The 17,576-nt window shown below is 51.4% G+C and carries 13 protein-coding genes; 5 read left to right on the top strand and 8 right to left on the bottom strand.

Annotated elements, in window-relative coordinates; translation table 11 throughout:
- The first annotated feature begins 85 nt into the window (after positions 1-85).
- Positions 86-1,264 (top strand): PucR family transcriptional regulator, encoded by a 1,179-nt coding sequence (locus OZX70_RS04330; RefSeq protein WP_277182002.1) that lies wholly within the window; start codon positions 86-88, stop codon positions 1,262-1,264.
- Between the two features lie 551 nt (positions 1,265-1,815).
- On the opposite strand, the gene pyrE is transcribed toward OZX70_RS04330, so the two are convergent.
- From pyrE to pyrB, 7 genes are all read right to left on the bottom strand, one after another.
- Positions 1,816-2,508 (bottom strand): orotate phosphoribosyltransferase, encoded by a 693-nt coding sequence (pyrE, locus tag OZX70_RS04325; protein ID WP_277182103.1) that lies wholly within the window; start codon positions 2,506-2,508, stop codon positions 1,816-1,818.
- 109 nt (positions 2,509-2,617) lie between these two features.
- Positions 2,618-3,544 (bottom strand): dihydroorotate dehydrogenase, encoded by a 927-nt coding sequence (locus OZX70_RS04320; RefSeq protein ID WP_277182102.1) that lies wholly within the window; start codon positions 3,542-3,544, stop codon positions 2,618-2,620.
- An 86-nt stretch (positions 3,545-3,630) separates the two neighbouring features.
- Entirely contained in the window at positions 3,631-4,467 is an 837-nt protein-coding gene (locus OZX70_RS04315) for a dihydroorotate dehydrogenase electron transfer subunit (RefSeq protein ID WP_277182001.1), read from the bottom strand.
- A 47-nt stretch (positions 4,468-4,514) separates the two neighbouring features.
- Positions 4,515-5,597, bottom strand: a complete 1,083-nt coding sequence (gene pyrF, locus OZX70_RS04310; RefSeq protein ID WP_277182000.1) for an orotidine-5'-phosphate decarboxylase — start codon at positions 5,595-5,597, stop codon at positions 4,515-4,517.
- A gap of 113 nt (positions 5,598-5,710) precedes the next feature.
- Entirely contained in the window at positions 5,711-7,195 is a 1,485-nt protein-coding gene (locus OZX70_RS04305; RefSeq protein ID WP_277181999.1) for a dihydroorotase, read from the bottom strand.
- A 142-nt stretch (positions 7,196-7,337) separates the two neighbouring features.
- Positions 7,338-7,757: an aspartate carbamoyltransferase regulatory subunit gene (locus tag OZX70_RS04300; RefSeq protein ID WP_277181997.1), complete on the bottom strand. Its 420-nt coding sequence runs from the start codon at positions 7,755-7,757 to the stop codon at positions 7,338-7,340.
- The gene (gene pyrB / locus OZX70_RS04295; protein ID WP_277182101.1) at positions 7,757-8,728 is read right to left on the bottom strand and encodes an aspartate carbamoyltransferase; all 972 of its coding nucleotides are present in this window, start codon (positions 8,726-8,728) and stop codon (positions 7,757-7,759) included. Before pyrB ends, OZX70_RS04300 begins: the two co-directional genes overlap by 1 nt.
- A gap of 359 nt (positions 8,729-9,087) precedes the next feature.
- Here pyrB and OZX70_RS04290 point away from each other — a divergent pair, with 359 nt between their 5' ends.
- From OZX70_RS04290 to menC, 4 genes are read left to right on the top strand one after another with little or no spacing between them, the layout of a single operon-like run.
- Complete coding sequence (locus tag OZX70_RS04290) at positions 9,088-10,371, top strand: isochorismate synthase (protein ID WP_277181996.1); 1,284 nt, start codon at positions 9,088-9,090, stop codon at positions 10,369-10,371.
- A 12-nt stretch (positions 10,372-10,383) separates the two neighbouring features.
- The gene (gene menD / locus OZX70_RS04285) at positions 10,384-12,111 is read left to right on the top strand and encodes a 2-succinyl-5-enolpyruvyl-6-hydroxy-3-cyclohexene-1-carboxylic-acid synthase (protein WP_277181995.1); all 1,728 of its coding nucleotides are present in this window, start codon (positions 10,384-10,386) and stop codon (positions 12,109-12,111) included.
- The gene (menH, locus tag OZX70_RS04280) at positions 12,101-12,910 is read left to right on the top strand and encodes a 2-succinyl-6-hydroxy-2,4-cyclohexadiene-1-carboxylate synthase (RefSeq protein ID WP_277181994.1); all 810 of its coding nucleotides are present in this window, start codon (positions 12,101-12,103) and stop codon (positions 12,908-12,910) included. Before menD ends, menH begins: the two co-directional genes overlap by 11 nt.
- Positions 12,901-13,998 (top strand): o-succinylbenzoate synthase, encoded by a 1,098-nt coding sequence (menC, locus tag OZX70_RS04275; RefSeq protein WP_277181993.1) that lies wholly within the window; start codon positions 12,901-12,903, stop codon positions 13,996-13,998. Before menH ends, menC begins: the two co-directional genes overlap by 10 nt.
- Positions 13,999-14,166: 168 nt before the next feature.
- On the opposite strand, the gene OZX70_RS04270 is transcribed toward menC, so the two are convergent.
- Positions 14,167-17,403, bottom strand: a complete 3,237-nt coding sequence (locus OZX70_RS04270) for a bifunctional [glutamine synthetase] adenylyltransferase/[glutamine synthetase]-adenylyl-L-tyrosine phosphorylase (protein ID WP_277181992.1) — start codon at positions 17,401-17,403, stop codon at positions 14,167-14,169.
- Positions 17,404-17,576: the final 173 nt, after the last annotated feature.

Genomic DNA, 17,576 nt, shown 5'->3' with positions numbered 1-17,576 from the left:
TAACATAGGCAAAAACGATTTATTGTGTGTTAAACTACATAAATAAGCTTGATTTTTTGTTTATTTCACTAAGATGGTGATCTTTATGATTGACTTGAAATTTGTAGTTGAGCACCTGCATCATCGATTAATAGCAATGAATGCTGTTGCATTAGAAGGAAGGCCTGTAAGTTCAATTACCATTATGGACAATCTCAGTGTTCATCAGTGGCTCTGCGGCGGCGAGATGGTTCTGGTTGGTTCACAGACTTTGCCAACGCAAAATGACCAATTACGCAAATTATTGACAGAACTTGAACAAAATCACGCCTGCTGCCTTATCGTCAAATATATCAACGACTCATTTGAACTATCTCCTAATCTGATCAAGTTTTCCGAAGAAATTGGACTGCCAATTTTTCGTTTACCTAAACAAACAATGTATCTCGAGATAACAAACGATGTGAACGCTTTATTATTTAGAGAACGACAAGACAAGCATTTAGAGATGCTTGATCTAACGCATCTATTAAAGACCGACAACCCGCACGAACAAGACTTCGACTATCTTTCCAGCCTCAAAAATATTGACCTGTACAAACACGATGTTCAAGTAATTCAAATAATTTTTCAAGATGCACCACTCACACCTCGTCAACGTGTCCAAGATCTTTATTCGTTAACTGGTCAATTAAATACAATATTTATTACTGCTGTTCGGCAGACAACTTTATCAGCTTATTTCGTCATCGAAACGGCAACGGGTGCTATGGCAATCCTTTTTACAGCTCCGCAACAAAGAAAAAACGAACTGAATATTATTCAACCTTATTACCACTTATTAGCGCAAATTCAAGCTACCAACACAGACTTATACTTTGGAGTCTCAGACATTCAACCTGCTTGTCAAATACAAACTGCCAATCAAGAGGCCAGCTTCAGCATAAAAATGGCAAAATTGTTCAAGCCGCAAAAAAAGCTTGTATTGTTTCACGATGTGGCCTTGTGGTCATTGATCAATAATGCCCAACAATCAACCTCGGCTCAATTAATTCCGATGAGATTAAAAGAAACCCTTCAAAATTCGGAACTTTTCACAACATTGAAAGTCTTTTTTCAAAACAACGAATCTATTAAAAATACCAGCCGTATCCTATGCACGCATCCCAACACCATTCGTTATCGATTAAACGAAATCATGCTTAAAACAGGACTGGATTATCGCAAAACCGATGATAAGTTTTGCCTGTATGTTGCTGTCATTATCAAAATGCTCAATCAATGACTTGGTTGTGCGGACAGAAAATTGGAGACCGAATCGGAGAAACCGGCTTCATGAACGATTTGTTATGTCTCAGCAGATCGCCGATGCCTTTGGAGACGTGGCCGGCACAGCGGCGACGCTTCCTGTGGCGTCTTGTGGTGAAGAGGACCCGGCCACAAGGGGCGGGCTGTAATTTACCGTGAACCAGACACGGTGACCTGCCGGGCCGTCAAATACAGGACCAGGAAGACGCCCGTGATGTTACACGACGACAGAGATTTTTTCCTGACGCGACCCGGAGGGACTCAAGCGCATGGTCCGCAGTCAACGTCTTAAGCTGGATCTGATCTGAAGGCCGCCAGTGAAGCTTAAAAGACCTCACTGACCCGGGATAACCAACAAATCATAGACAAGCTGACATCTACGAACACGCCACAAGATCCTAAACAATGAACCTGCGCCTTGTATAGCCTCTTCAAAAGAATATGTCTGCTCGTCCATTTCAGCCATCGCTCCAAGAGAAGCCGACAATTATGTCTTTGTTGAATCAACGCCTAAATCGTCGGTTCCAATCACGCGCCATACTTAGCTAGGTACTCATTAGCACGGGTCTTGATGTCGTCGTCCAGCAGGGGCTTGCCATCGACCGTGACCATCCGGGAGGCGGCGTCAAAGATTTCGCTGACTTTGACGATGGACACGACCGGGAAGCCGAACTCCTCCTCGATGGCCTTGACGGCAGATATTTCGGAGCCGTTCGCTTTCTCCATGCGGTCAACGGAGATCACGCAGCCTACGATATCGACGTTTGCAACGGACTTGAGTTTCGGAACTGCCTCACGAACGGCGGTGCCGGCGGACATCACGTCATCGACCAACAGCACTTTCATGCCGTCCTTAAGTGGCATGCCAACGAGGATGCCGCCGTCGCCGTGGTCCTTCTTCTCCTTGCGGTCGAAGGTGTAGCCGACTTCCATGCCATGCATACTGGTGAGCGCGATGGATGTCGAGACCGCGAGTGGGATGCCCTTATAGGCCGGGCCGAAAATCGTGGCGATATCACTTGGCAAGGTGCCACCGGCAATGGCAGACGTGATCTTCTCGGCATAGAACGCACCGAACATGGCAATCTTGCGTCCGTCATTAAATACACCCGCGTTAATAAAGTAAGGCGACTGACGACCGGACTTCAGCGTGAAATCCCCGAATTTCAGTGCACCGGACTCAAGAAGGAATTCCGTGAAACGCTCGTCAATCGGGGTCATGGATGAATTACCCGTCTGCTTTGAACTATTTTCATTATTCCTGTTGTCCATAATCAATCTTTCCTTAGTATTGCTTCTTATTATTTTTGGACTTTAACATACTACAGAATCACCACGTCTGGCCCTTGGCCAGTTTCGCTGCAAGTTCAGGACGGGAATCGAGCAGGTCATCCAATTCTCGCGCGACGCGCATGGGAGCGGTTGGGTCGACGAGCGCGGCGGCGCCGACTTCAACGGCGTTGGCGCCAGCGTACAGGTATTCCAACGCCTTCTCCCCCGAATCGATGCCGCCGATGCCGATAATCGGGATATCCGGAATGGCCTGACGCACACGCCAGACAAAGCTTAGGGCAATCGGGAAGATGGCCGGGCCGGAAACACCGCCGGTACGGTTGGCGATAATCGGCTTGCCGGTATTGATGTCGATGCGCATACCGACGAGCGTGTTGATAAGGCTGAGCGCGTCCGCACCAGCGTCGACGGCCGCATGGGCAATCTGGACGATGTCGGTGACATTCGGGGAGAGCTTGACGATCATCGGCTTGTCGGTCAACGTACGTAAGTGCTTGATAAGACGGCTCAGCACCACAGGATCGGTACCAACGCTCATGCCGCCGTGGCTCACGTTGGGGCAGCTGACGTTGATTTCGAGCATATCGGCTTCGGAATCGGCGAGTTTTTCGACGACCTGCGCGTAATCCTCGTCGCTATGGCCGGCAACGTTGGTGATGACCATGGCACCAAGCTTCTTGAGCCGCGGCAGTTCATCGACCAGATAGTGGTCGACTCCAGGATTCTGCAGACCGACGGCGTTGACCATACTGGACGGGCCTTCAGCGGTACGCGGCGAAGGATTTCCCTCCCACGGTACTGGTGAAACGCCCTTGGTGCAGATGGCGCCCATCTGGCTGACGTCGTAATAGTCGCCGCAGGCGTCAAGCTGGAAGGTACCCGAGGCTGTGCCGACCGGATTCTTCCATTCGGTTCCGGCAACAATGGTCTTGTGCCGCCACTCGTGGGGTTCCAGGACGTTCATCTGTTTGCCCTGTTCGGCCGGTTCAGTCTGTTTGATCTGTTCATTCATCGAAGCAGCTCTTTCATTGCTTGTATTCGTCATCGTGTTCACGCCTCCCAGCCAAGTTCTTCGATGGTGAAAACGGGGCCGTCTTTGCAGACTTTGAGCCTTCCACTCGGCGTATCGACCACGCAGGCCACACATGCTCCGTAGCCGCAACCCATACGGGCTTCAAGGCTCAACTGTGCCGGAATGTCACGTTTGCTCGCCCAGGCTGCAACAGCCTTCATCATCGGCGTCGGACCGCAGGAGAGAATCACCGGCGGATGGTCGGCACTGCTCAGTTCATCTTCGATGTCGTTGAGCAAGTCGACGACGTTACCTTCGGCATTGACGATGCTGTGGGTCTTGTCTGCAAACGGCGCCACCAAATCGTCGGCGAAACGTGCGTCACGATATCCGAAAACGGAAGTGACCTGAGTTCCATCGTTGCGTTCACTGAGTTTCTGTGCGGCATACAGCAACGGCGGAACGCCAAGGCCTCCGCCGACCAGTACATAATTCGCAGGTTTCGAGGTATCGAACGGCTTGCCCAACGGCCCAAGAACGTCGATGACATCGCCGGCTTGAAGTAACGAAAACTCTGCCGTTCCAGCTCCCACAATCTGGTAAATCAGCGTCACGTCATCGTCGTCAACTTTGGCCACACCGAACGGGCGAGGCAACGCCATTCTGGCATCTGCAGGATAAAGGTTGACGAACTGTGCCGGCTGCACGGTACAAGCCACATACGGATCACGGATGACCAACTCGTAGATTCCTTCGGACAGTATTGAGGCCCTTATCACCTCGTCGGTTCGCCTTCCGGGCTTTCGTCCGGCCTGGTTTGCCTGCCGTTCGACGGTTCCTGTGGTGACAGTAGGCATAAAAGCGGTTGCGCTCATGTCTCTCCTTCTGAAATTCTGTTGATTGATAAGTTTCAAAGTTACGATTACCGCTGCAGTGCTTTTCTCAAATCGTCACGCATGGCGATGGCTGCGGCCCGCGCGCTGCGACCGACAAGGGCGAGAGCTTCCTCTTTGCTCATATCCTCGCGATACTCCCCCGACTTCTTCCACGAACCGATGATGCCGCGCGACGAGTTGACAATGGCACCACGTCCGTTCTTATCGAACATCTGTGCGGCGTCGGCTGCAGTACCGCCTTGTGCACCGTAGCCAGGAACCAGGAAGAACGTATGGGGCATGCGTTCGCGCAGTTCCCTGCCTTGCTCGGGATGGGTCGCACCGACTACGGCACCAAGCCGTGAATAGCCATACTTGCCGATCAAATCGGCACCCCAGCCTTCCACGAGGTCGGCCACATGCTTGTACAACTTGTCACCATCCGCAAGCTCGAGTTCCTGAATTTCCTTGCTGGAAGGGTTCGAAGTACGCACCAGAGCGAACACGTCTTTGTCAGAGACCTTAGCGGCATCAGTGAACGGGGTGATGCCATCAGTGCCGAAGTAAGGATTGACTGTGATACCGTCCTCCCGCCAAGGCTGGCCGTTGTAATCGTGTTCTCGCGAGTTGATACCGGTCAGATGCTTTGCGTAGGCGGCTGCAGTCGAACCGATATCGCCGCGCTTGATGTCACCGAGCACATACAGCCCTTGCTGCTGCGCATACTCGCAGGTGAAACGGTAGATATCAAAACCGATGGAACCATAGGCCTCATACATGGCAATTTGCGGCTTGACGGCTGGCACGATGTCTTTCACGGAATCGATGATCGCACGATTGAATTCGTAAAAACCTTCAACGATTTGGGCACCGGGCTCAGCTTTTTCCAAAGCGTCGTCGGCAACCTTTTGCTTGGCTTCAGCACCATCTGCATTGTTCAGTGAAGCCAGAAGTCGTTGAGCATCGGGATCATCTACGCCTTTCAAGGAATCGATGAGTTCGTTGAGACCCTTTTCATCGAATTCATTTTCTGAAGTGAAGACCTGCGATGGAACCAGCGCCTGAGTCGGATCCAGTCCAACGATGCTGGGGTTGTCTTTGGCTTCGATGGCCTCAATCAGTCGATCCATTATTTTCCCTCGTTTTCTTCAGTGTTATATTCATAATCATTACAGTTAGCTTAACTGTAATGTACGTCTATATATCAGTTGTATTTTCGTTGGTAAATGGCCGCTTTGTCATGTTATTGACTTTCGGATCTTTGTGGCAGCCGGCTAAATACCAGCTTCGAACCGATGATTGTCGCCATCGACCTGCCGGTCAGCTTCCAGCCGTCGAACGGAGTGTTGCGTCCCTTAGAATGGAATTTAGACGAGTCCACAGTCCATTCGTTATAAGTATCGATCAAAGTCAGATCGACGTTTTCGGGATGTTCGACGTTGCTTAGATCCAGTATTCGTTTCGTTGCGCATTTCGACGAAGTGTTGAGCAGCATTGCCACATCAGTCGGCGTGTGTCCCATCAAGCGTTCGGGAGCCAAGGCCATGAGCTCAATCAATCGTTCATCGCTGATGGCCCCACCTTCGACCAACACCTTGCGGCAAACGCCGTATGCACATTCCAATCCGATAATGCCATTGGGAGCATCGGCCAGACCGGCCGCTTTCTCCGCGGCTGTGTGCGGAGCGTGGTCGGTGGCGATCATATCTACAGTTCCATCCGCAATCGCTGCGACCGTCGCGCGCCTGTCCGCTTCACTTCTCAGCGGCGGGTTCATCTTGGCCATCGCCCCATACTTCAAAATGTCCTCATCACACAGCGCAAGATAGTGCGGTGCCGTCTCACAAGTGATGGGCATTCCTTCGGCTTTGGCCTTACGAACCGCATCGAATGCGCCGGATGTCGAAACGTGCTGGAAATGGACATGGGCACCTGTACGTCTTACGGCTTCGATGTCACGGTTGACTATCGCCAGCTCAGTCTCGGCAGGGATGCCGGCGATACCAAGCTTTCTGCTGACTGCCCCATCATTGATGGAACCGGAATCATGGTGTTCGCAATGTTCCAGCACCGGCAGGCCCGTCGCCTTCGAATCAGCGAGAACCGCATCAAGAATTTCATCGGTAATGGCCGAGCCGTCATCCGTTATGGCACGTAATGGATGTTCCGAAACTGCTTTGTCCGAAGCGTCTTGCGTATCAGAGGGATTATCAGAACGCGATGATTGATCTGCCGAATCCATGAACCGCTCATAATCAGATGGCTGTGTCGGCAGCTTCCCCGCCCGCCCCAGCGAGGCGCATACGGAAAGATCGTAATCAACTGGCAATTTCACATTGTGCAACTGCTCGTAGCGTTGTAGGTAGTCAAGCGTGTTATAAACGCCGACTTCCTTCAGTTCCTTACCGTCTTCAACAGCGTTCTGGACATTGATGTCACGCCCGTCCGCAGCAGGCAAGGTGTTCGGCATAATGAGCACGCGCGTGTACCCACCGGCCGCAGCGGCCTGCGAGCCGGAAACCATCGTCTCTTTGTCGCGTTGACCAGGATCTCGGAAATGCACATGCGGATCGGCAAGACCTGGCGCAACCATCAGTGATGAACCATCAATGTCGCCGGAAACGACGGCACCTGGCTTGACGAGCAAGCGTTGCTCGTCAGTTTCCGGAACGACAAGATCGATGCGCTCGCCGGTGTCCCACACCGCAATGTCATGAATGGTCAGCATGTGCATTCCGTTCTCTCAATAAACCGCTTATTCGTTTATGTTTCATTTTGATTGATTTCATCAATAATCAATCAAAATGTTTCGTTTGTCATGTACCCAAATCCTAAACGACACAAGAGAATATGGACACAAGACGGCATTACTACAATTTCGCTTCTTCATCGCAATAATCGCAGCGATATTCGCGACGTTCGGCGTTGGCCAGATGGAACCGCTGTTCCAGGCCGGTCTCAGAGGTGGTCACGCAACGCGGGTTTTTGCAGGAGATGACGCCGACCAGATGTTCAGGCAACTCCGGCTTGGCCTTTTCTACGATCTGGCCGCCGCGAACGATGTTCACTGTGGCGTGTGGAGCGACGAAGCCAAGGGCGTCCAAATTCAGATCTTCGACGTCCTCGAGCTTGATGATATCCTTGGCTCCCAGTGCATGGCTGGTGGCGTTCATAATCAACGCCAGTTTGGTGGTAGCCGGATCAACCTTCAGATAATGCAACACGGTGAGTGCGGTTCCCGCGTCCACATGGTCGATGATAATGCCGTTGGTGATACTCGTAACTTCCATCAGGCCAGCACCTCCCTTTCACTTAAGCAATAATGCTCGTCATAGCCGGGCAGCTTGTCGCCGAGCACCGAACTTTCCAGCGCCATGCGCATCAGCATGCCACGACGTACCTGTTCAAAGTAGGCGGCGCGCGGATCATCGTCGACTTCCTTGGCGATTTCATTGACACGCGGCAGCGGATGCAGCACAGCCATCGTAGGCTTGGCAAGTTTCATCTTGCCCTCATCGAGGATATAGGTATCGCGCAAACGCAGGTAATCGTCCTCGTTGAAGAAGCGTTCCTGCTGGACACGGGTCATGTAGAGCACATCAAGGTCGCCGATGACGGCGGACAGGTCCTTGGCTTCCACGTAGGAGCAGGTCGGACTTTGATCAATGCAGTCAAGCACATATTGCGGTGTCTTGAGTTCGTCTGGGCTGATAAGCACGAAACGGATATTGCCGAAACGGCACAGCGTGGTTATCAAGGAATGGACCGTGCGGCCGAAAGTAAGATCGCCGCAAAGCCCTACAGTCAGATCGGTGACACGTCCGAAACGCGCCTGAATGGTGGAAAGATCGGCCAAGGTCTGCGTCGGGTGCATATGCCCGCCGTCGCCGGCGTTGATGACCGGCACGTCCGAGGAGTGCGCGGCGACCAGCGCGGCCCCTTCCTTGGGATGACGCATGGCGATCAAGTCGGCATACTGCGAGACGACTTTGACGGTGTCGTGGATGGTCTCGCCCTTCGTGGCGGAGGAAAGCTGGGCACCGGCGAAACCGATGACCTTGCCGCCGAGACGGAGCATCGCCGTCTCGAAGCTCAAACGTGTGCGCGTACTGGGCTCATAAAACAAAGTGGCCAACACCCGGCCATTGCAGGTGTTCGCCACTTCCTTACGATGAGAATCGATGTATTGCGCTTTGTCAAGCAATGTTCGAATCTCTGAAGTCGGTATGTTGTCCAACGTCACCACGCTGGAACCAACCAATGATGATCGCCCGCCCCCATCAGCGGGATTCTTCGTAGGTTTTTGTGTTATCGGCATCGGCTCACCTTTCTTCAACCAAGGTGGCCACTTCGTGTGACCATTGACAAGATACCCGCACGAGGCGACATGAAATCATATCCTAATGTCATGCGAACTTTCGACGGCCCCCTGCCAAAGGCCTTCGACGAGGAGACGGACGAAGTAACGAACCGCAATCAAATATGTCAACGCCAACGTCACACTTCTAATGGTAAGCTCCGGTTGGCATTGACGGTAGGTAATAGATAATAGTATAATTCCGATAAAGCTATCTGAGTCAATGTTTTTGTCATTTAGGCATAGGAAAGAGGTTTGTTTCCTTGGCAACGATTTTAAAAGTTAAGACAATCAAGCTTAAGGAAACTTTAAAAACGACCCAGGTCATGCATTGGTTGCGACAACAAACTGGCCCAGTTTTTGCTTGGGAGGACCCCGCACGTAGGCAACGCCTATTCGCAAGCGGAGTGGCTTTACAACCACCGGTAAGCAGACTAACTTTTGCCGCAGGACGGCAGTGGTTCCAGAATCTGTCCCAACAATTAGTTTTAACCTCATCAAGTAGTTGGCACGATGTTAAAGCAGTGGGGAGTTTCCTATTTGACGAAGCCGATGTACGTACGCAGAATTGGGGTCCCTTAAGTGGCGGCTTACTGTTTGTGCCACACATTTTGGTGCATTATCAAAAGCAGCAATGGCGTTTGACTTTAATTGACGCCGATTCCAGCGCAATTGATCAACTGGGCGAAGAACTCCAAAACGAGCCAGCTTTACCAGCACAGCAAGGGTGCATTGATGACTATCATGAAATCAATCCGCAAGCTTGGACACATAGGGTCCAACAAGCTTTAGATTGTATTCACCAACACCAATTGGCGAAAGTCGTTCTGGCACGGACTGCCCAGGCGCACGTCCGACAAAGCGTGCCCGAAAGCCTGTGGTTGCAATTGCGTCAACAACACCCTCACGTTTATCATATTCTATTGCGCGATCATGATACTAGTTTCATTAGCGCGACACCGGAAAGATTGGTAAGATTTCAGCCACAACGGCTTTTAACGGGTGCGCTGGCTGGGACGACACGACGCACTGGGAATTTGTCAACTGATCAGGCTTTAGCACAGCAATTATTGCATGACTCCAAAAATCTGGCAGAACACAAATTGGTGGTGGATTGGCTTGATCAAAGGTTACGTGCCTTATGTTTAAGGGTCAGCCATGAAGCGCAGCCGCGAATTTTAGCTACAGCTAATTTGCAGCATCTATATACGCCGATTGTGGCGCGCGGCATGTATGACCCGCTGAAAGTGTTGGCCTCCTTACACCCCACACCGGCTTTGGCGGGTACACCGCAACGATTGGCCCAAAAAATTATTCGGCGATTAGAACCCCAAACCCGCGGCTTATACGGAGCGCCTGTAGGTTATTTGAGTTTCGACCAAGAAGGTGAATGGGCGGTTGGTATTCGTAGTGGTTTGTTAACCGGTCAGGAATTAACGTTATGGGGCGGTGCCGGAATTGTATCGGCATCACAACCAGCCGCCGAATTACAGGAAACGACACACAAACTGCAGTCTTTACTGTCGATTTTTCGAATAAAAGATTGAGGAAGCAAAATCATGAGTAATGGATACGCTTACTTAACACGACAATTGCGGCCTCTATTACAGGCCTTTTTGACCGTTGGCGTGCAAAAAGTGGTGCTTTCGCCAGGTTCGCGCTCGACTCCGTTGGCTATTCTATTAGGACAATTAGAAGATCAAGGCAAACTGCAATTGTATGTCGATGTCGATGAGCGTTCAGCGGCTTATTTTGCTCTTGGCCTGTCGAAAACAAGCGGGCAACCGGTATTGCTGGTATGCACATCCGGGACAGCGGCGGCTAATTACTATCCGGCTATTTGTGAAGCGAAAGCCAGCAATGTGCCGTTGATTGTTTTGACAACTGACCGTCCACCCGAATTACAGCAAGTAGGTGCGCCTCAAACATTGACGCAGGATTATATGTACGCACAGCAGGTGAAAGCTTTCTATCGGTTGGTCATGCCCCAAGCTGCAACGACACCCCACGAGATTAAATACAATATCTATAGCGCGCAAAAGGCAGTGTATCAGGCGCTCGCTTATCCGCAAGGACCAGTGCATTTGAATCTACCGCTGCAAAAGCCGCTATTGCCTGATCTGGAAGTTAGCGATGATTCAATGCAAGTGCGGCCGATCTTTACGAAGCCGCAGACTCTGCCTGAACCAGCATTATTACAACTGGTTGAGCAATATTTATCGGGTAAAAAGGGCCTAGTAGTAGTTGGTCCAGCTCTCAATTCAGCTACCGCCAGCCAAGTTATTTGCCAATTTGCGCAATGCTATCACTGGCCTATTTTGGCCGATCCTTTGAGCGGTTTACGCGGACAAAGCCCCGAAATTCTGGCTACTGGGGATTGGATTTGTAAAAATATGACATCTCTACCTGCCAGTTATCATCCCGAAGTGGTGCTGCGCTTGGGAGCCACCCCCGTTTCGGCGGCGTTAAGCTCGTGGCTGGCGCAAGAGCAAATTACGACAGTTTATCTAGATGCCCAGCGAAGTTTTTTGGATCACACCTTGCACACCGATTTGGTTGTCCCTTTTACGCCAACCACCGTTCTACCAAAGTTGCATTTGCAAGAAGCATCTCAGCGCTGGCTTTTACAGTGGCAGCAATTGGATCAAACAATTCAAAAGAACTTACAATCTCATCTATACAAGACACCTACTTTAACGGAACCCAAAGTAGCTTTTGGTCTCGCACAAGCTTTACCACGAGATGCCGCTTTATTCGTCAGCAATTCAATGCCGATTCGTGAAATTGATGATTATTTTTGGCCTGCTGCGCCGGTCAAACTTTGGGCGAATCGGGGCGCCAATGGGATAGATGGGATTAATTCGACGGCGTTGGCCATGGCCACACAACATCAGCCAGCATATTTATACATCGGCGACCTGGCCTTCTTCCATGATCTAACCGGTTTGATGGTGGGGCGTCAGTATCAATTGGATTTGACGATTATTGTCCAGAACAATAACGGCGGCGGCATTTTCTCGTTCCTGCCCCAAGCCCGTGAAACATCCCAATTCGAAAAAGTTTTTGGTACTCCTTTGGATTTAGATATTGCTACCATTGCGCGTTTGTATCAAGCTAAGTACTGTCGAGTAACGACTTTTGATCAATTGACTAGCGCTTTGCACGCTCCCGTCAAGGGTCTGACCATCTTGGAAGTGGTGACGCAACGGGCAACACTGGTTTCCTTTGAACAACAATCGGCACAACAAGTTACGCACGCCATCAAGGACTTGCCGCATGCAAATTAACGTGCATCAGAATTCATATCATGTATTCGTTTACGGATCCGGGCAACCGTATTGGTTGTTCTTACATGGCTTTATGGGTAGCAGCCAAGATTTTGCGCCTATCGCCCGGCACATCAAAGGGACGGCGTTATTGCCTGATTTGTTGGGTCATGGACAAAGCGGCAAGCCTACACAGCCCAAACGTTACGCAATGGCTCGTCAAGCCGCGGATTTAAAAAATATTTTACAACAGTTACAAATTGAGCAGCCGCTGCGGCTTGTGGGTTACTCGATGGGCGGCCGTCTAGCGTTATATTTTTCCTGGCGATATCCACAGTTAGTCAGACAGCTAATACTAGAAAGCAGTACAGCTGGATTGGCAACCGTAGAACAACGCGAAAGACGGCGACAACAAGATCAGGAAAAAGCACATTTTTTGCAAACCAAACCGTTCGCTGAATTTGTGACACATTGGGAGCAGCTGCCTTTATTCGCCTCACAAAAAAACTTGTCGCCACAGCTACAAGAACAAGTACGGCAACGCCGCTTAAGTCAGGAACCACAAGCTTTGGCTGCCAGTTTATTGGGTATGGGAACTGGGGTGATGCCCAATTTGTGGCCGTATCTGGCCCAAATATCTTTGCCGGTCATGTTGATAACGGGACAACAGGATCGCAAATTCCGAGGCATTATGCGACAAATGGCTGCCCAACTACCCCAAGCTCAGTTACATGTCATTGCCCAAGCAGGGCATAATGTACATCTGGAGCAGCCGCAGTCGTATTGTCGACTATTGAAGGAGTTTTTGCCATGCGTCTAACGGGCTTGAAATTATTACCGATTCGCCTCCATCTCAAGCATCCTTTTGTATCCGCCCACGAAACATTAAGCGAACGCCTGGTGACTTTGGTAGCCGTACGTGATGAAGACGGCAATTGGGGTTATGGCGAGCTGGAAGCATTCACCACATTGTTTTACACGAATGAAACGCAAGCTATCGAGCAAATGGTGCTGCAACGGTATTTGTGGCCTGTGGTGCGGAATCAACAATTTACGACACCACCAGACCTATATGCGCATTTACAAGTTTTAAAGGGACATCATTTTGCCAAAGCCGCTTTGGATATGGCGGTTTGGGATCTCTACGCCAAGCAACAACAGCTACCGCTAGCCGCGGTCCTAGCCCGGCAAGTTCATGCTCAGTGGCAGGATTATGTGCCGGTGGGTGTCAGTTTGGGCCTGCAAGACGATGAACCGCTGCTAGCGGCTGTCCAAAAAGCGCAGCAACAAGGCTATAGGCGTATCAAATTAAAAGTTAAAGGCAATGCCGATTTACAGAGGATCGCTCGTTTGCGTCAACGAACGTCGATAAAGTCTTTGACGGTAGACGCCAATCAAAGCTTGCAGTGGACCAAAGATTTAGCGGCAACCATTGATCGCCTGCAGTTGACTTTTATCGAAGATCCGGTGTCGCATCCTACAGCCGAAGGGCCACAGCATATGCACACTCCGATTTGCTTAGACGAGCCGATCACCAGTGTGGACCAAGCCAAGTATGCTTGGCGATTACAATTAGGCCAAATCATGAGTGTCAAACAGGCGGTAATTGGTGGGTTAACACCAGCTTTAGAACTGGTCATGGCGCACCGCCAGTTGGGTTTTGAGATTTGGTGCGGCGGAATGCTGGAGGGAGGCATTGGGCGCGCGGCCAATTTGGCCTTAGCCAGCTTAACTGATTTTGCTTATCCAGGCGACTTAGCAGCAACGGAACGTTATTATCAAAAAGACTATACGACGCCTTTACATGTGACTCAGGGTCTGATGCCGGTATCGCATGGTGTGGGAGTAGGCGTCGATTTGCTGCCCATGTACCAAAAATTATTGGACCAACAAAAAACAATATGCTAATTGAACGATGACGGGGTACGCTGGAAAGCCATATCCAAGTCCCACCGCACTCCGTTTCATTTTTACTCTGCTTGGCAACCAGGTCATGCCTCAAGCTGGTGTTTGACGAAAAGACCTATTCCGAAAAAGAATGTCGTGAGGCCTGCCAGCACAGCCAAAGTCGAGAACCTAACGGCCATAGAAAAGACGCTCGGTGACCTCCCTGCAACGGCGCATCACAGAGGCGACATCGTTCTCGAAATATTGGCCTCGGTTCGCATCGTAGCCCAGGAACGTAGCTACTCCCCCAAGCCCATAGAAATCAGATGGCAATACATCGGCCTGTGAGAGCCTTGCACCCCATAAATAATTGCCGTTGCGTGCGGCAGTCAGCATTTTCCACGCCTTACGCAACGCCTCGGCATCGTCGGCCTTGATATATTCCAGACGTTCGAGCTCATCCAGCGCCGCCAGTGTCGAGTTGACACGAAGACTTTCGTGCTCCCCGGCATGTTCGAGTTGTAACAGCTGCACCGTCCATTCGACGTCGGAAAGCCCGCCGGCACCGAGTTTCAAGTGCTGGTTTCGTTTCACACCGTGCGGCAAGCGTTCTGCCTCCATCCGTGCTTTGAGCTTGCGAATTTCTCCGATTTCCTCATCAGTCAACGACCGGTTCATATAGCGTAGCGGGTTCGCAAGCTGGGTTAGGAAATCCTTGGCCAATTGGGCATCACCAGCAGCATATCGGGCCCTCAGCAACGCCTGGCGTTCCCAAGTGCTGTACCACTTGGTGTAATAGTCGCGACAAGATTCATAGGAACGGATCAACGGGCCATTCTTGCCTTCAGGCCGAAGACCAAAATCGAGATCGATTTTAGGTTCAAGACTGGCCGGGCCTTGCAGGATGTTGCGCAGATCGTTGACCACGTTACGCGCGAAATCAGCAGCCGCTTTCGCTGAATCGTCACCATCTTGGTTACCTGTGGTTTGGATAGGACGATACATCATGATGATATCGGCATCGGAGCAGAAATTGACTTCCCGCCCACCATATCGGCCCATGGCGATGACACTGATGGCCACGGGAGGAGTATCCAACTTCATCTCGGCACACTGATGATCGATTGACCATTGCAAAGCCGCTTCGATGGCGGAGTCGTAGACATCGGTCATGCCGGTCAATCCTGCACCGTCGTCAAATACGTGTGACGTCCATCCGAGCCCGATGCGTTCGATTTCATGGCGTCGCATTGCTCTAATGGAAGTGGCGAAATCGTTCATATTGTCGGCATAACGCGAAACCGCCGCTTGGGCCCGTACATCAAGGCTTTCACGGGTTCGCGGCATCAGCATCTCATCGTCGCCGAGCCACGTCACCGACTCGATGGACTGGTTGAGCGAATCGCCCAGAAGCCTCGAATTGGAGAGGATATGGCACAGCCTGATCAGTGCCTGCGGCGAATCGCGCAGGAAACCGAGATATTGGCTGCCACCACCGAAGCGTTCCTCAAGTTTGCGCCATTGTAGCAAGCCCATATCGGGATTCTGCCCCTGTGCCAGCCATTGCAGAATCGAAGGAAGCAGGATGCGGTTGATCTTGGCTGCTCGGGAAACGCCTTCCGTCAGTGCCCGGACGTGGCGCATCGCCGCGTCAGGATCGGCGAAACCAATGGATTCAAAGCGTTCACGGGTCGCCTCGTCGCTCAGCGTGACCTGATCGTCGTCAAGCTGAGCGTTGATCGGAAGCATCGGACGATAATAGATATCGGCATGGAGACGACGTACCTCGCGGCGTACCTTGTCATACTTATCTATCAACTGATCGGGCAGCAAATCAAACGCTCGAGCCATGCGACGTAATTCCGTATTGTCGTCTATCGCCCGTGGGTCGGCGTTGCGCACGATATCGATTCCGCCTTCGTTGGCCTTGCCCAGATCAGGAAAAAGATGTGTGCGCTTAAGCTCCCACATCTGCGCACGATGCTCAAGAACTCTTTCAAAGCGATAATCCTCATCAAGCTTTGCAGCTTGCGGACGTGCCACATACCCTCCGGCCGAAAGTGCCTGCAAGGCACCCAACGTGGAACGGCCTCGCAGCGATTCGTCGGAACGATCGTGGACCAGCTGCAGCATCTGCACCGTAAATTCAACATCGCGCAGTCCGCCTTTGCCGAGCTTAATCTCGCGGTCACGCAGATCCGGAGCGATATTGTCTTCAACACGCTTGCGCATTTTCTGGCAGTCATAAACGAAGTTATCGTGTTTTGAAGCCGACCAGACCAATGGTCGGGTCAAATCAAGATAAGCTTTGCCTAGTTCCTCATCGCCAGCTACCACCCGCGCTTTCAGCAACGCCTGAAATTCCCAGTTGCTCGCCCACTTCTCGTAATAGACACGACAGGAATCGACCGTGCGCACGAGTGGTCCGTCCTTGCCCTCAGGGCGCAAGGCCGTGTCAATCTGCCAGAGCGGCGGCATGTCCACACCAGGCATCACCGACTGGCAGATTTTTTGCAAAATCATGCCAATCTTCGTACCGATTCGCGTCAGGGCTACACCGTCGATTTTCTCGACGTTGCCTTCTGCGACAAGTGGTTCGACGACATACACCAGATCGCAATCAGAAACATAGTTAAGCTCCTGAGCGCCGAGCTTGCCCATGCCAATAACCGTGAAACCGCAACGCTCACTGCCTTCAACCTGTGTTCTGGCGATATCGAGCGCTGCAGAAATTGCGGCATCAGCAAGGTCAGAAAGTCTTGCGCTGATTTGTGGCTGTATGGCGACCGGGTCGTCCGCCGATGTATCCTCTGCCATGATGGCGGCAAGCTGAAGGTAATAATTCGTGCGCAAAGCTTCCACGGCAGCAGTCATGTTGCCGTTTGGCACATCCCCTTGCCGTGAAGCACCCGTCCTGACGGCCTCGGCCATGTGAGAAATGCGTTCGTCACGCGTAAAGGCAAGGCTGCCACAAGGGTCACAGGCTGCGGCAGACACAAGATTCGGATGTGCCCGCATCAGCGCACCCAAAGCGTTGGAAGCCCCCAACACTCCAATTAGCCGTGAAAGCGCTGTCGAATCGTGGACGAGCTCATCGAGGCCGCTCTTGCGAAAACCCGACGCACCAAGTCCTGTGCTGGTTTCAGGTTGATCACACGCTCCCAATGAGACCTGAACGTTGTACAACGAACCATTTTGATTGCCGGAAACGGCATCGTGCGTTCCGTTTTGCCGTGAAACGAAAATCTCGACAAAATGTTTCAGTGCGATATCCGGGTCGCACGCACGCTGAAGAGCGGCGAGCACGTTCTTGAGATCGATCTCGCCGAACCCGGCATCAGCCAGACATCCAAAAAGATCACGGCTGCCGCTCAAATTCTGCAATCCGGCATGGATGAGCTCGCGATTGCTGATATTGACGTCCATCGAATGTTCCATGGTTCCAATTTACAACAACTTCACGCTTGGAAAACACAGAAACCTTAATCAAGTTGCACGTCCAGCCACAATATGCGTATCCATTGCCACATCGCATAGAATGTGCCAATCCTCAGTCTTACCTTCGATTTCTGAACCATCTACAAACGCAAAAGCAACAG

Source organism: Bifidobacterium sp. ESL0732 (genome assembly GCF_029395535.1).
Classification (GTDB): Bacteria; Actinomycetota; Actinomycetes; order Actinomycetales; family Bifidobacteriaceae; genus Bifidobacterium.
Note: the sequence above shows the minus strand (reverse complement) of the source record. Positions and strands in the feature narration are given on the sequence as shown.

Coding starts and splice junctions, on each gene's coding strand:
- OZX70_RS04320 (WP_277182102.1), bottom strand. CDS start 3,544: ATGAACGTCCTGGAACCCCACGAGTGGCGGCACAAGACCATTGTTGCC.
- OZX70_RS04315 (WP_277182001.1), bottom strand. CDS start 4,467: ATGAGCGCAACCGCTTTTATGCCTACTGTCACCACAGGAACCGTCGAA.
- OZX70_RS04305 (WP_277181999.1), bottom strand. CDS start 7,195: ATGCTGACCATTCATGACATTGCGGTGTGGGACACCGGCGAGCGCATC.
- menC (WP_277181993.1), top strand. CDS start 12,901: ATGCGTCTAACGGGCTTGAAATTATTACCGATTCGCCTCCATCTCAAG.
- OZX70_RS04270 (WP_277181992.1), bottom strand. CDS start 17,403: ATGGACGTCAATATCAGCAATCGCGAGCTCATCCATGCCGGATTGCAG.
- OZX70_RS04330 (WP_277182002.1), top strand. CDS start 86: ATGATTGACTTGAAATTTGTAGTTGAGCACCTGCATCATCGATTAATA.
- pyrF (WP_277182000.1), bottom strand. CDS start 5,597: ATGGATCGACTGATTGAGGCCATCGAAGCCAAAGACAACCCCAGCATC.
- menH (WP_277181994.1), top strand. CDS start 12,101: ATGCAAATTAACGTGCATCAGAATTCATATCATGTATTCGTTTACGGA.
- OZX70_RS04300 (WP_277181997.1), bottom strand. CDS start 7,757: ATGGAAGTTACGAGTATCACCAACGGCATTATCATCGACCATGTGGAC.
- pyrE (WP_277182103.1), bottom strand. CDS start 2,508: ATGACCCCGATTGACGAGCGTTTCACGGAATTCCTTCTTGAGTCCGGT.
- menD (WP_277181995.1), top strand. CDS start 10,384: ATGAGTAATGGATACGCTTACTTAACACGACAATTGCGGCCTCTATTA.